The 14,418-nt window shown below is 40.8% G+C and carries 12 protein-coding genes; 8 read left to right on the top strand and 4 right to left on the bottom strand.

Going from position 1 to position 14,418, the window contains the following annotated elements; genetic code table 11:
- Nucleotides 1-343: type I secretion C-terminal target domain-containing protein (locus AC1Z3T_RS17310; RefSeq protein WP_483396809.1), on the top strand; the 343-nt coding region annotated here is incomplete at its 5' end.
- A 102-nt stretch (nt 344-445) separates the two neighbouring features.
- Here AC1Z3T_RS17310 and AC1Z3T_RS17305 read toward each other — a convergent pair.
- From AC1Z3T_RS17305 to AC1Z3T_RS17295, 3 genes are all read right to left on the bottom strand, one after another.
- Nucleotides 446-1,729, bottom strand: coding sequence for a ribonucleotide-diphosphate reductase subunit beta (locus tag AC1Z3T_RS17305; RefSeq protein ID WP_100884588.1), 1,284 nt, complete (start codon nt 1,727-1,729; stop codon nt 446-448).
- Between the two features lie 140 nt (nt 1,730-1,869).
- Complete coding sequence (locus AC1Z3T_RS17300; protein WP_004827925.1) at nt 1,870-2,001, bottom strand: preprotein translocase subunit YajC; 132 nt, start codon at nt 1,999-2,001, stop codon at nt 1,870-1,872.
- A gap of 131 nt (nt 2,002-2,132) precedes the next feature.
- Nucleotides 2,133-5,006, bottom strand: a complete 2,874-nt coding sequence (locus AC1Z3T_RS17295) for a ribonucleoside-diphosphate reductase subunit alpha (protein ID WP_100886253.1) — start codon at nt 5,004-5,006, stop codon at nt 2,133-2,135.
- A 554-nt stretch (nt 5,007-5,560) separates the two neighbouring features.
- Between AC1Z3T_RS17295 and bfmR the strand changes: the two genes are divergently transcribed.
- Entirely contained in the window at nt 5,561-6,274 is a 714-nt protein-coding gene (gene bfmR / locus AC1Z3T_RS17290) for a response regulator transcription factor BfmR (protein WP_004722855.1), read from the top strand.
- A 64-nt stretch (nt 6,275-6,338) separates the two neighbouring features.
- Nucleotides 6,339-7,967 carry a sensor histidine kinase BfmS gene (gene bfmS, locus AC1Z3T_RS17285; RefSeq protein WP_004827931.1) on the top strand — a complete coding sequence of 543 codons (1,629 nt, stop codon included), beginning with the start codon at nt 6,339-6,341 and terminating at the stop codon, nt 7,965-7,967.
- A 114-nt stretch (nt 7,968-8,081) separates the two neighbouring features.
- On the opposite strand, the gene AC1Z3T_RS17280 is transcribed toward bfmS, so the two are convergent.
- Nucleotides 8,082-8,432: a hypothetical protein gene (locus AC1Z3T_RS17280; RefSeq protein ID WP_004827932.1), complete on the bottom strand. Its 351-nt coding sequence runs from the start codon at nt 8,430-8,432 to the stop codon at nt 8,082-8,084.
- A 1,025-nt stretch (nt 8,433-9,457) separates the two neighbouring features.
- Here AC1Z3T_RS17280 and AC1Z3T_RS17275 point away from each other — a divergent pair.
- The 5 genes from AC1Z3T_RS17275 to nuoF all read left to right on the top strand — a co-directional run bounded on the left by AC1Z3T_RS17275 (nt 9,458) and on the right by nuoF (nt 14,417).
- Entirely contained in the window at nt 9,458-10,006 is a 549-nt protein-coding gene (locus tag AC1Z3T_RS17275; RefSeq protein WP_004827934.1) for an NADH-quinone oxidoreductase subunit A, read from the top strand.
- A gap of 7 nt (nt 10,007-10,013) precedes the next feature.
- Entirely contained in the window at nt 10,014-10,691 is a 678-nt protein-coding gene (locus tag AC1Z3T_RS17270; RefSeq protein WP_004827935.1) for a NuoB/complex I 20 kDa subunit family protein, read from the top strand.
- A gap of 86 nt (nt 10,692-10,777) precedes the next feature.
- Entirely contained in the window at nt 10,778-12,565 is a 1,788-nt protein-coding gene (nuoC, locus tag AC1Z3T_RS17265) for an NADH-quinone oxidoreductase subunit C/D (protein ID WP_100884589.1), read from the top strand.
- Between the two features lie 14 nt (nt 12,566-12,579).
- Nucleotides 12,580-13,089, top strand: a complete 510-nt coding sequence (nuoE, locus tag AC1Z3T_RS17260) for an NADH-quinone oxidoreductase subunit NuoE (RefSeq protein WP_100884590.1) — start codon at nt 12,580-12,582, stop codon at nt 13,087-13,089.
- Entirely contained in the window at nt 13,086-14,417 is a 1,332-nt protein-coding gene (nuoF, locus tag AC1Z3T_RS17255) for an NADH-quinone oxidoreductase subunit NuoF (protein WP_004827942.1), read from the top strand. The genes nuoE and nuoF overlap by 4 nt, the downstream gene beginning before the upstream one ends.
- The last annotated feature ends 1 nt before the right edge of the window (nt 14,418 follow it).

Below are 14,418 nucleotides of genomic sequence, written 5' to 3'. Positions count from 1 at the left end.
TGATCAACTTTATGGTGGTTCAGGTGCAGATACAGCAATATTTAAACTTTTACAAGGATTTGAAAGTGATGGAACAGGTGGAAATGGCTTTGATACTTGGTCTGACTTTAATACAAGTCAAGGTGATAAAATTGATATATCGGACTTATTGATTGGTGAAGTTAGTAAGGAAAATTTAAACCAATATTTATTGTTTGAAAAAAATGGTTCAACCATAACCTTAAGTCTTGACCGTGATGGCAGTGAAACTAATTATTCTAGTAATAAAATATTAATTCTTAATAACCAAACAAATTTGAACAGTTTGGATGATTTAATTAAAGTGGATGCATTTTTAATTTAATGAAGTTTTAGGAAGCAAAAAACCGCCAGTAATGGCGGTTTTCTATGACAAACTATGCGTCGTAATTGACAAACCTTGTGTCGCATGACGCGATGGTCTACATTACCAGCTCAACGCACCACCAGTTTGATAATCAGTCACACGCGTTTCAAAGAAGTTCTTCTCTTTACGCAAGTCCATCATTTCAGACATCCACTGGAACGGGTTATTTACACCAGCAAACTGCTCAGGAAGACCAAGCTGTGCTAAACGACGGTTACAGATGAATTTCAAATATTCTTCCATCATCGCTGCGTTCATACCCAATACACCACGTGGCATGGTGTCACGTGCATATTCGATTTCAAGCATGGTACCTTCAAGAATCATTTGAATGATTTCTTCTTGGAACTCAGCAGTCCATAAGTGTGGGTTTTCGATCTTGATTTGGTTAATCATGTCGATACCAAAGTTCAAGTGCATAGACTCATCACGCAAGATGTATTGGAATTGCTCAGCAACACCATTCATCTTGTTACGACGACCCATAGACAAGATTTGACTGAAACCACAGTAGAAGAAGATTCCTTCAAGTACACAATAGAATGCGATCAAATTACGCAGTAAGATCTGATCGTTTTCAGGTGTACCCGTATGGAAAGTAGGATCACTCAAAGACTGTGTATACTTCAAGCCCCATGCTGCTTTACGAGCAACAGATGGAACTTCACGGTACATGTTAAAGACTTCGCCTTCATCCATACCCAAAGATTCGATACAGTATTGGTAAGCATGGGTGTGAATCGCTTCTTCAAATGCTTGACGCAAAATATATTGACGGCATTCAGGGTTGGTAATGTGACGGTAAATCGCCAATACCAAGTTGTTTGCAACCAATGAGTCCGCAGTTGAGAAGAAACCTAAAGAACGCATTACAATAGTACGCTCATCTTCAGTCAAACCATTTTCAGACTTCCACAGTGCGATGTCATGGTTCATGTTGACTTCTTGTGGCATCCAGTGGTTTGCACATCCGTCTAGGTATTTTTGCCAAGCCCACTCATATTTGAATGGAACAAGTTGGTTTAAGTCTGCGCGACAGTTGATCATCGCTTTATCATCAACTTGTACACGTTGCGCACCCATTTCAAGCTCTTCCAAGCCCGGTGCAACATCCAGCTTTTCTAAGGCGTGAGATGCTCTTGCCAATGAATCGGTTGGATTTGTTGATCTTGCTGAATAGGTTCCAGCGGATTGTGCAGCTGCCAAATTCTGCGATGATTGCTTTGCATCAGATACCACCTGCGAATCAGTCGTTTTTTTCGGTTCGACGGGCGCAGGCTGGTGAGCTTGTGCAGCTTGTTTCGGTTCATCATCTTCAAAATCGTCCCAACTTAGGATAGACATCGTTGTTCTCTCTTCGTTGTTAATATCTATGTTCGACATCTCACAAAAAAGATGTCACTACTATACGCTTATTCTGTGCAAGCAAAATTAAGTTTTGCCGATAGTTGCTTCGTTCTTGTTCGAAAGAACAGATACCCACACTACTTATTTTGATTACGCTTTTGCTGTTTGCGGATCGCAATAAATGCATAGACCGCAGGGATATAAAAAACCAAAAAGGCTAAGATCAGCACAATTATGCCTAACTCATAGTTATGACTTAAATGGAACATGGCTCAGCCTTTTGTGATTTTAGAATGATTCAATCCCCTTAAATTCCCTGTTAAAAAGGAGGGACTTTCATCCCACCTTTTATCTTGAGGAATCGCCCTCCTTTTAAAAAAAGAGGGTCGGGGAGGATGACTTACTGACAAGCTTCACAATCAGGATTGTCAATTGAGCAAGCTTGTGGCACTGGTGCTGCTTGAGAGAAACCTTCTTCTTCAGCAGGTGCTTCAGGTTTAGCTTCTGGTGCAACCGCTGCCACTGGAGCAGCCACAGTTGTTGGTTTAACTGCGTTTAAAGCACCTGTGTTAATGGTTGATTTTTCAGCAGATGTTGCACCCAATGCACGGAGGTAATAGGTTGTTTTAAGACCACGTAACCAAGCCATCTTATACGTGATGTCAAGTTTTTTACCATTTGCACCCGAGATATAGAGGTTCAATGATTGTGCTTGATCAATCCATTTTTGACGACGTGATGCAGCATCAACGATCCAACGTGTATCCACTTCAAACGCTGTTGCAAAAATTGCTTTTAGTTCATCAGGAATACGGGCAATTTTTTGTACAGAACCTTCGAAATGTTTAAGGTCATTGACCATCACAGAGTCCCAAAGACCACGATCTTTTAACGCACGTACTAAGTACGGGTTGATCACTGTAAATTCACCTGAAAGGTTTGATTTTACATACAGGTTTTGGAAAGTAGGTTCGATTGACTGAGAAACGCCACAAATGTTAGAAATCGTTGCTGTAGGCGCAATCGCCATCACATTTGAGTTACGCATACCGTCTTTTTGAACTTTGGCACGTAAAGTGTCCCAGTCTAAACGTTGAGTGCGGTCAACTTCGAACATACGCTCTGGACGAGATTTTGCAACGATCTCTAAAGAGTCGATTGGCAAGATACCTTGATCCCACAATGAACCTTTGAATGTTGAATAAACACCACGTTCAATCGCAAGGTCGCTAGAAGTTTGGATCGCATAGTAGCTGATCACTTCCATAGACTCATCAGCAAAGTCGACTGCTTCATCTGAACCATAACCCATCCCCAATTCATATAAAGCATCTTGGAAGCCCATGATACCCATACCCACTGGACGGTGTTTTAAGTTTGAATTACGTGCTTGTTCAACTGCGTAGTAGTTGATGTCAATCACGTTATCGAGCATACGAACTGCTGTTTTTACAGTACACGCCAATTTTTCACGGTCAAGTTTACCGCCTTGAACGTGTTGAACAAGGTTGATTGAACCTAAGTTACATACTGCGATTTCATCTTTATTGGTATTTAAAGTGATTTCTGTACATAAGTTAGATGAGTGAACTACGCCAACATGTTGTTGTGGTGAACGTAAGTTACATACGTCTTTGAATGTGATCCACGGGTGACCTGTTTCAAACAACATTGATAACATTTTGCGCCATAAGTCTTTTGCACGGATTTTCTTATGAAGCATGTTGCTTTCTTTAGCGATGCCTTCATAGTAAGCATAGCGTTCAGCAAATGCAGCGCCAGTTAAGTCATGTAGATCAGGCGTTTCAGATGGCGTGAACAATGTCCACTCAGCATCTTCAATCACACGTTGCATAAACAAATCTGGAACCCAGTTCGCTGTGTTCATGTCATGCGTACGACGACGGTCATCACCTGTGTTTTTACGTAGCTCTAGGAATTCTTCAATATCCAAGTGCCAAGTTTCAAGGTATGCACAGACTGCACCTTTACGTTTACCACCTTGGTTAACGGCAACAGCGGTATCGTTAGCAACTTTAAGGAAAGGAACCACACCTTGAGATTTACCGTTTGTACCTTTGATATATGAGTTCAAAGCACGAACAGGTGTCCAGTCATTTCCTAAACCACCCGCCCATTTAGACAGGAGGGCATTGTCACGCATTGCACCATAGATGTCGTAAAGATCATCTTGAATGGTGGTTAAGTAACAGCTTGACAATTGTGGACGTAAAGTACCTGAGTTAAACAGTGTCGGTGTAGACGCCATATAATCGAAGCTAGACAATAAGTCATAGAATTCGATTGCACGGTCTTCACGCTGTTCTTCATTTAATGCAAGCCCCATAGAGACACGCATAAAGAACAATTGCGGAAGCTCAAAACGTACATCATTTGAATGAATGAAGTAGCGGTCAAACAAAGTTTGTAGACCTAAATAGGTAAATTGGTTTGAACGTTCTGGTTTGATCGCTGCTGCCAATTTAGCAAGGTCAAAGTTTAAAAGTTCTGGTGAAAGAAGTTCTAACTCGATCCCTTTTTTCAGGTAAGTTTCAAGCGCATCACCTTCTTCGGTATCTGTCGCTAAACCTAAGAATTTTAAACCTGTTGCAACTAAATCATCACGAAGTAAACGTGCAGTTACATAAGTGTAGTTTGGTTCTTGTTCGATACGGGTACGAGTCGCCATCATCATCGTCGTTGAGATGTCTGACTGTTTTACGCCGTTATATAAGTTTTTAACTGTTTCATCGACAATGGCTTGAACATCAATACCTTCTAAGCCTTCACTCGCTTTTTCAATCGTGGCTTGAAGTTTGCCCAAATCTAGAGGCTGAAGCTGACCATTCGCATCTGTGATTTGTAAAGTTGGGTGATGATGAGCACCTGTTTGTTTACGTGCTTCAGAACGTTGTTCACGATAGATCACATAAGCACGTGCAACTTTTTGTTCGCCTGTACGCATAAGTGCCAATTCAACTTGGTCTTGAATTTCTTCAATGTGAATTGTTCCGCCAGACGGTAAACGACGATTAAAAGTGTTCATAACCATTTCTGTTAATTGTGTAATACGGTCATGAATTCGGCTTGAGTCTGCGCTTTGCTGGCCCTCAACAGCCAAAAAAGCTTTACCAATTGCTACAGCGATTTTATCTGCATCAAAAGCGGCAACATCACCAGTGCGTTTAATCACTTGTAGTTGACCAGGGGTTGTAATGGCGTTCATTGTCAGCGTAGCTCCATTGTCATCATCATTGTTATGTTTATGGACCATTTGAACCGGACGAGTTGCAATTTTGTTCGTCACGATGTTTGAGGACTAAACACAATACTTAGTGGTTTAATTTAATTTAGAACACAAGATACGGTAATTTTAAGGTCAGATCAATATTGACATTTTAAGAATGTTTTATCTCTAATCAGTAAATTTTTATTTGTGTCTTTTTCCCTTAAAGAACCATTTTTGTTATATGCCTTATTTGGCAAGGACATAGCATAACAAACACTGCCAAGAGTGCTTATAGATAACTATGTGGATAACTTAAAAAACGACGAACTGTTTAAACAGAATATGAACAATGAAATATTTTGTATAAAAAATAGTCTGCGTATTAATTGTGTTAGGAATATTGCTAAATACTGACAAGTGTTCTTGGAAAACTGTCTACAATTCAATAGTTAATAAAAATATAACAAATTGATACGCTCATGTATCAGTTTGGTGAATGAGGTCTTGTTTACATTGTAAACGTGTGTATATTGCAGAACATAGTGTCTTGAATCTGCGAGATTTGTAGCAGGGACCAAACCAAATATAGGGGCAAATAGATGAGCCAAGAAGAAAAGTTACCAAAGATTTTGATTGTTGAAGATGACGAGCGTCTTGCTCGCTTAACTCAAGAATATTTAATTCGTAATGGTCTTGAGGTTGGGGTAGAACCAGATGGCAATCGTGCAATTCGCCGAATTATTGCTGAGCAACCAGATCTTGTGGTCTTAGATGTCATGTTGCCAGGTGCAGACGGTTTAACCGTTTGTCGTGAAGTTCGTCCACATTATCATCAACCAATTTTGATGTTGACTGCACGTACTGAAGATATGGATCAAGTACTTGGTTTGGAAATGGGTGCAGATGACTATGTTGCTAAACCTGTTCAACCGCGTGTACTGCTCGCACGTATCCGTGCATTGTTACGTCGTACAGACAAAGCGCCTGAAGATGAAGTAGCTCAACGTATTGAGTTTGATGATCTGGTGATTGACAATGGTGGTCGTTCAGTGACCTTAAATGGTGAATTGGTTGACTTCACCAGCGCTGAATATGATTTGCTTTGGTTGTTGGCGTCCAATGCCGGGCGTATTCTCTCCCGTGAAGACATCTTCGAGCGTTTACGTGGTATCGAGTACGATGGTCAAGACCGTTCAATCGACGTTCGTATTTCTCGTATTCGTCCAAAAATCGGTGATGATCCAGAAAATCCAAAACGTATTAAAACTGTACGTAGTAAAGGTTATCTATTTGTTAAAGAGACTGGTCTATAAACGATGGGTCAATCATCTAAAATGCTTGCCTATGTAACGGCAAGCATAACGAAGGTGAGTTTGCGTGTCTAAACACAGTATATTCCTGCGTATTTATGCTGGGCTGGTTATTCTTGTAGTGTTGGTGGCATTGTTTGGATACTTGCTTGTTCAAATAATTAACTACCAACGTGCGCAGGAATATCGCGAATCTTTAACAGATGGTATTTCATTTGTGATAAGCGAGGGTGTGGCACGTCAACAAACCGAGCAACAACGTCTTGATTGGATTTCGGACGCTTCTGATTTATTGGAATTGCCTATTTATTATCTAGATGCACAAAAAGTTGATTTATCACGTACGGAAGAAAAACGTATTGAAAGTCAAAAAGCAGTTGTGCGTTATGATGCTGAACAAGGGATTGCTTATTTGGTGTTGGGCATCCGCAATGATCCTAAACATTATCTTTATATCAAAGTAGATCAAATTGGCGAACGCCAAATGAAGGCATTGCCTGTCTTTATTTTGGATTATCTGGTTTATTATCCGGGTCAAGAACAAGAATATCTTAAAAAAATTCAACAGCACTTTTCTTACCATGTTGGTGTAGAAAAAATATCTCAGCTCAATCTTGATTCTGAGCAAATTGGTCGTTTAAGGTCAGATCAAAGTGTTATTTTGTGGCGGGACAGCGCAACAGTCCGTGGCACAACTATTTCCATCGTTTCTCCGTTGCCAAACTCACCAACCGATGTACTCGTGCTCGGACCTGTTCCAATGTTTAATTGGATGCCAGTCAAACTTGCTGCGGGAATTACCTTGTTGAGTATGTTCTTGCTTTGCTTGGGTGTATACGGTTTGATCGTGCCAATGCAACGTAAACTGAAACAGGTCAATCAAGCTTTGGATGTGATGAAAACAGGTGATATGTCACAGCGTGTACCGGTTGAGGGTTATGATGAGATGGCGAGTCTTGCCAGTAGTTATAACAGCATGTCCGATCATATTCAGCGTTTGATTGAAGCTCAACGAGAATTGATGCGTGCAGTGTCACATGAGTTGCGGACGCCTGTGGCACGTATCCGTTTTGGTATGGAAATGTTGGCTGATGAAGAAGATCATGACTATCGTTTGCAACAGGTTGAAATGATCGACAAAGATATCGAGGCGTTGAATACTTTGATCGATGAGATTATGACCTATGCCAAGTTGGAGCAGGGTACGCCTTCTTTAGACTTTGAAAAAATTGCATTGATTGATGTTTTACAACAGGTTGCGACAGAAACTGAGGCTTTAAAAACTCAGAAAATAATTCATCTCAATCCACTTTCGTCTGACGTGGTGGTTGATGCGGAACGTCGTTATTTACATCGTGTGGTGCAAAACCTTGTTGGTAATGCGGTACGTTATTGTGATCATCAAGTTAGCCTAAGTGGTGGTGTCAATCATCAAACCAAGATGGCATATGTGTGTGTCGAAGATGATGGTCCGGGGATTCCTGAAGAAGACCGTAAACGTGTATTTGAAGCATTTGCCCGTTTGGACGACAGCCGTACCCGCGCTTCTGGTGGTTATGGTTTGGGATTGTCGATTGTGAGTCGTATTGCTTATTGGTTTGGTGGCACGATTGAGGTTGATCAAAGCCCAGAACTTGGTGGGGCAAGATTCACCATGTCTTGGCCTGTTGAGCGGTTTAAGAAAAAGAAAGTGTAAGCAAGTAAAGTGAAAGCTTAGTGTTGTGGTTAAAAAGCTAAGCATAAAAAACACCGAAATATTTCGGTGTTTTTTATTTAAGCACTCAACAGGCTTATTTTTAAGCCTTGGGACTTATTCTTGAAGCGTCGCATCAGGTGCAATAATTGGTTTACTTTCTCTTAATGCTTGTAAAGCGTCTGCATTAAAGTCAATCAATAAGCTATTTTGTTCTGCATCAATTTTATAGCCACTGATAATTTTTTGATCACCTTGAATGGTGTCAATTCGATATTCATCTGCAATGTTTAAGATACCTTCCAGATTTGTTGTGGTTGCAGCAAGATCTTGACGGAAAATTTCATAAACATCACGAAGATCAAAAATCGCATTTTGTGCATCAGGATGCTTTTTGACATAGTTTTCAATATGACGAATCAGTAATTGTGCAAATAAAAAATAGTTTGGTTTGCTACTAAATTCCATGTTTTAGCCCCTAAATTATTGATTTAAAGTGAATGATATTTAGCATACACAGGAAAAATTGTTAAATGTGTATAGGCTGTGTAGATAATTCGTCTATGTTTGCGACAAGTCACTAGGATTGATTCAATGTAAATCGAAAGATCAATTGTTTTTTGTGGGGGAGCAAGCATTGACAGATCCATAGCGCTTTGTCATTGAGTCAATGTTTAAAGCAGTACAACAAGATGATGTAAAGCATCAATGAAATGTATAGCGTTAATGAAATGGGAAACGCAAAATAAAATAAGCGGTGGAGGGGAGGGGTAGAGCAAATACAGATCTTGATATACGAGAGTTTATACATAGGATAAAACATGATTAAAGGCTGTAACTTCATATTTGTTTAAAAAATGAGGTTGGATCAGTTCTGATAAAATGAAATATTGATATTGTAAGGTAGGTCAAAAGTAGGCGTATTGGATTTTAGAGAAGCTAAATAAAAAATCTATTTTAAGCTAAGGATGCTTTTTTTGATAATGGATTTATCAAGATGAGAGTGTTGATTTAATTAAATGACATTATTTATCATATTGAGATAATTTTTATAAAAAATGTGGACTGCTTGAATATGACTTTTTTACATAGAATGTAACAAAATATTTTGTGTCTAATTTCGCTAAAAGAAAGCAGATTTGTTGTTGAATAAACACAAATAGTTGCACAAAAGTGATGTCTGAAAAATTTTAATGAGAATTAAGCTACTGATTTGTCATTTTTAATTCATCTCTTTAAAATATACTTCGGAAAAATTAATAAAAAATAGGAATGGAATTTGATAAAGCGATAATTGAACGTAGTATTGCGTCGAATCATGAAAAATTATGTGTTTTGTCTAAAAAATCATCCGAAAGACTTAGAGCTATTAACTAGCAACAGATGACATCAATCGGGTACAATTGACCAGATTTATTTTGTGTTTGGTGTATTTGCAAGGCCAATACATACATTCTTTGTTAAATAATAGGCCTGCCAGGAGTTATCCCCGCATGAGTGCCATTACTCCATACGATTGGGCAATCATTGCCTTCGTGATCGGCGTGACATTTTTATGTGTCTTTATGCTCACCGTTCCTTTGCTCCTTGGGGGTAAATCATGGGGACGTGCGAAGCAAGAGCAATTTGAATCAGGTGTGGTTAGTGCTGGTGGAGCACGTATCCGCTTGTCTGCAAAGTTCTACCTCGTCGCAATCTTCTTTGTTGTATTCGATTTGGAAGCCCTCTATTTATACGCGTGGGCGACATCTGTACGTGAAGTAGGTTGGTTCGGGTTTTCAGCTGCGGCTGTATTTATTTTAGTTTTACTCGTTGGTTTAATTTATGAATTATCAACAGGTGCCTTAAACTGGTCGCCTTCGGATAAACGTAAAATAGCAGGGATTAAACCTAAAATTGGTTCACCGAATATGGACCTTGCAGAAATTACTCGCTTCAATTCAATTGAAGAGTTGGTGACAGATCCTACAGGAACGATTCCAGCTCAATCTTCTGGTCGTGTGAAAGATAAGACATCGACCATGTCTCTGAACAAGGAGTAACTCGGGAATGAAATATACCTTAACCCGTGCGAATCCAGAAGCTGAACAATATCCGCTTCAAGATCGTCAGATTGTGACAGATCCACTTGAAGAAGAAGTGAATAAAAATGTATTCATGACTCGTTTAGAGGACGTGTTGCATACAGCTGTGAACTGGGGCCGTAAAAACTCATTATGGCCTTTTAACTTTGGTACTTCGTGCTGTTACGTAGAATATGCAACAACCTTAACAGGTGTGCATGATTTATCACGTTTTGGTGCTGAGGTTATTCGTGCTTCACCGCGTCAGGCTGACTTAATGATTGTAGCAGGGACTTGCTTTGTCAAAATGGCACCTGTTATTCAACGTTTGTACGAACAAATGCTTGAGCCTAAATGGGTGATTTCAATGGGCGCTTGTGCAAACTCTGGTGGTATGTACGACATTTATTCTGTTGTGCAAGGCGTAGATAAAATTATTCCTGTTGACGTGTACGTTCCAGGTTGTCCGCCACGTCCAGAAGCATTAATCCAAGCATTAATGTTATTGCAAGACCAAATTCAATTAGAACGTCGTCCGCTGTCTGCGGTAATTGGTGATGATCTTCAGCCAGTATATAAGCCAAAGATGATGCCAGAACGCGACCGTAAGAACGCTGAACGTATTGCAGTGAAAAACTTACGCTCTATGGATGAGATTGAGTAATTTTTTCTGATGAATGTTTGACATACCTGAAGGGTATGATCATCAGAAAATTTCACAGAATTTGTATTAAATAGGAAGCCAAGCCAATGGCTGAAACTGAAATTGCTATGCCAGAATCAACTCCAGTTGATTCCCGCCCAGCATTTGCGATTGTAGAAGATCTCAAAGCCAAATTTGGTGAGAACTTTTACGTGCAACCGACGTTTGAAGATTTTCCAACGGTCTGGGTTGAGCGCGCACGTGTACAAGAAGTTTTAATGTACCTGCGTACAGTGCCACGTCCTTATGTGATGCTGTTTGACTTATCTGCGGTAGATGAGCGTTTGCGTACTCACCGTGATGGTTTACCTGCATCAGACTTCACTGTGTTCTATCACTTGCTTTCATTGGAACGCAATAGTGATATTCGTATTAAAGTGGCGTTGAATGAGAATGATATTAACATTCCAACAGCAACCAACATTTGGCCGAATGCTAACTGGTACGAGCGTGAAGCATACGATATGTTTGGGATCAATTTCGAAGGGCATCCGATGCTCCGTCGTATTTTGTTGCCAACGTATTGGGAAGGTCATCCGTTACGTAAAGAATATTCTGCACGTGCGACGGAATATACGCCGTATATGCAAGACAAAGCCAAACAAGATTTCGAGCAAGAACATCTTCGTTTTGTTCCAGAAGATTGGGGTCTAAAACGCGGTAACGCAGATGAAGACTTCATGTTCTTGAACTTGGGTCCAAACCATCCATCTGCTCATGGTGCATTCCGTGTTATTTTGCAGTTAGACGGTGAAGAAGTAAAAGACTGCGTGCCTGATATCGGTTATCACCACCGTGGTGTGGAAAAGATGGCTGAACGTCAAACTTGGCATTCATTCATTCCTTATACTGACCGTGTAGATTACCTGGGTGGTTGTGCGCAAAACATGCCTTATGTGATGGGTGTGGAGCAAATGGCAGGGATCACTGTTCCTGACCGTGCGCAATGTATCCGTGTCATGATGTCTGAATTATTCCGTATCAATAACCACTTGTTGTATATCGGTACTGCGATTCAGGATGCGGGTGGTATGACACCTGTATTCTATATGTTCGCGGACCGTCAAAAAATCTATGACGCAATTGAAGCGATCACAGGTTTCCGTATGCATCCAGCTTGGTTCCGTATTGGTGGTACAGCACATGATCTTCCAAACAACTGGCAGAAACTGATTCGCGAAATTCTCGAATGGATGCCAAAACGTTTGAAGGAATATCATACTGCGGCACTTAAAAACTCTGTCTTTGTTGGTCGTACCCGCAATGTTGCGCAATACGATGCAAAATCGGCATTGGCATGGGGTGTAACAGGTACTGGTTTACGTGCAACAGGTATTGACTTTGATGTGCGTAAATATCGTCCTTATAGCGGCTATGAAAATTACGATTTTGAAGTGCCATTGGAATACGAAGGCGATGCTTATGCACGTGTAATGGTTCACTATCGTGAAATTGAAGAATCATTGAAAATCGTCAAACAGTGTTTGGATAATATGCCTTCGGGTCCTTATAAAGCGGATCATCCATTGGCAGTTCCACCACCAAAAGATAAGACTTTACAAGATATTGAAACTTTGATTACGCACTTCTTGAGCGTGTCATGGGGTCCTGTAATGCCAGCAGGTGAAGCGTCTGTAATGGCAGAAGTGGTAAAAGGTGCGTCTAACTATTACTTGACTTCTGATAAGTCAACGATGAGCTATCGTACCCGTATTCGTACACCAACTTTCACCCACTTGCAGCAAATTCCTTCCGTGATTAACGGCAGTCTTGTATCTGACTTGATCATTTATTTAGCGACAATTGACGTCGTTATGGCTGACGTGGATCGCTAAGGGGTAAACGCATTATGATGATTTTGACTGATAAAAAGCCACGTGTGAATGTTGAAGGGATTCTGACCAGGGAAGAAATCCATGAAATTGAACATCACATGGGTCATTACCCATACCCACGCGCAGCGTCTTTGGATGCCTTAAAGTGTGTACAACGCCGTAACGGTTGGGTAGATGATGCGCAGTTACATGCAATTGCTCAATTATTGACAATTACAACTGCGGATTTGGAAGGTGTTGCAACATTCTATAACCGTATTTACCGTCAACCTGTGGGTCGCCACGTAATTTTATTATGTGATTCGATTGCATGTTTCTTGATGGGTGCGGAAACTTTAGCAGAAGCTTTCCAACGCGAACTGGGTATCCAATTTGGTCAAACGACAGCTGATGGTCGTTTTACTTTATTGCCGATCTGTTGTTTAGGGAACTGTGACAAAGGTCCAACCTTAATGATTGATGAAGATACTCACGGTTTGGTTGAAGTGACTTCTGTGAAACAGTTATTGGAGAAGTATGTATGAATACCGAACCAAGACCAATATATGGCGACGGAAACCCTGAAACTCACCCATTAACATGGCGTTTGAGTAAACAGGAATTTGTTCGTAGTGCTGATGACTATGAAGCTTTAGAAGGCTATGCGGGCTTTAAAAAAGCGCTGTCTATGCCACCTAAAGATGTTCTTGAAGTCATCAAAGCAGCGACTGTAAAAGGTCGTGGTGGTGCAGGTTTCCCAGCAGGGATTAAATGGTCATTGATGGCACCGAATGATGGTGGTCCTCGTTACCTGATCTGTAATGCCGATGAGATGGAACCGGGTACATTTAAAGACCGTTTGTTGATGGAAAAACTTCCACATCAATTGATCGAAGGAATGTTGATTGCAGGTTATACCCTTGAAGCTACACAAGGCTATATCTTCATTCGTGGTGAGTACATTGAAGCTGCTCAATACTTAAATGAAGCTTTAGAGCAAGTTCGTGCTAAAGGTTATTTGGGTGACAACATCTTAGGTACAGGTTGGAACTTTGATCTCCATGTACATACAGGTGCGGGTCGTTATATCTGCGGTGAAGAAACTGCGTTGATTAACTCACTCGAAGGTCGCCGTGCCAATCCACGTACTAAACCTCCATTCCCGCAAGTTGCAGGAGCATGGGGTCGTCCTACGATTGTGAATAACGTTGAAACCTATAACAACTTGCCTGCAATTATGTTGCGTGGTCCTGAGTGGTATATCGGTTTGTCTGCGGGTAAATCTAAAGATCCAGGCACTAAAATCTATGGTGCATCAGGAAAAGTTACTTTCCCTGGGTTATGGGAATTACCATTCGGTACAACTGCACGTGAAGTGATTGAAGACTATGCTGGCGGTATGCGTGATGGTCTTAAGCTTAAAGCATGGTTGCCGGGTGGCGCATCAACGGATTTCTTGGCTGCTGAGCACATTGATCTTCCAATGGATTCAGAAAGCATTATGAAAGCTGGTTCTCGTCTAGGGACATGTTTGTTAATGGTGGTTGATGAAACCCAATGTATGGTTTCTGCGACCCGTAACTTAGAAGAATTCTTTGCACGTGAATCATGTGGTTTCTGTACACCATGCCGTGATGGTTTACCTTGGGCAGTGAAAGCACTTGTCGCTATTGAGAAGGGCGAAGGGAAGATGGAAGACATTCAACATCTTCAAGAACTGACTCGTAAGTTATGGATTGGTAAAACATTCTGTGCTCACGCACCAGGTGCGATGGAACCATTGATGGGTGCACTCAAATATTTCCGTAGCGAGTTTGAAGCTAAAGTGACAGATCGTCCTGTAGCCCAAGCCAGCCACGTAGAACAAGTTTAAG

This window comes from Acinetobacter sp. B-6 (assembly GCF_056930735.1).
Note: the sequence above shows the minus strand (reverse complement) of the source record. Positions and strands in the feature narration are given on the sequence as shown.

Bases quoted from the DNA above. Each gene is read 5' to 3' on its own strand.
- AC1Z3T_RS17305 (WP_100884588.1), bottom strand. From the start codon at position 1,729: ATGTCTATCCTAAGTTGGGACGATTTTGAAGATGATGAACCGAAACAA.
- AC1Z3T_RS17280 (WP_004827932.1), bottom strand. From the start codon at position 8,432: ATGGAATTTAGTAGCAAACCAAACTATTTTTTATTTGCACAATTACTG.
- bfmR (WP_004722855.1), top strand. From the start codon at position 5,561: ATGAGCCAAGAAGAAAAGTTACCAAAGATTTTGATTGTTGAAGATGAC.
- nuoE (WP_100884590.1), top strand. From the start codon at position 12,580: ATGATGATTTTGACTGATAAAAAGCCACGTGTGAATGTTGAAGGGATT.
- AC1Z3T_RS17270 (WP_004827935.1), top strand. From the start codon at position 10,014: ATGAAATATACCTTAACCCGTGCGAATCCAGAAGCTGAACAATATCCG.
- AC1Z3T_RS17275 (WP_004827934.1), top strand. From the start codon at position 9,458: ATGAGTGCCATTACTCCATACGATTGGGCAATCATTGCCTTCGTGATC.
- AC1Z3T_RS17295 (WP_100886253.1), bottom strand. From the start codon at position 5,006: ATGGTCCATAAACATAACAATGATGATGACAATGGAGCTACGCTGACA.
- AC1Z3T_RS17300 (WP_004827925.1), bottom strand. From the start codon at position 2,001: ATGTTCCATTTAAGTCATAACTATGAGTTAGGCATAATTGTGCTGATC.
- nuoF (WP_004827942.1), top strand. From the start codon at position 13,086: ATGAATACCGAACCAAGACCAATATATGGCGACGGAAACCCTGAAACT.
- nuoC (WP_100884589.1), top strand. From the start codon at position 10,778: ATGGCTGAAACTGAAATTGCTATGCCAGAATCAACTCCAGTTGATTCC.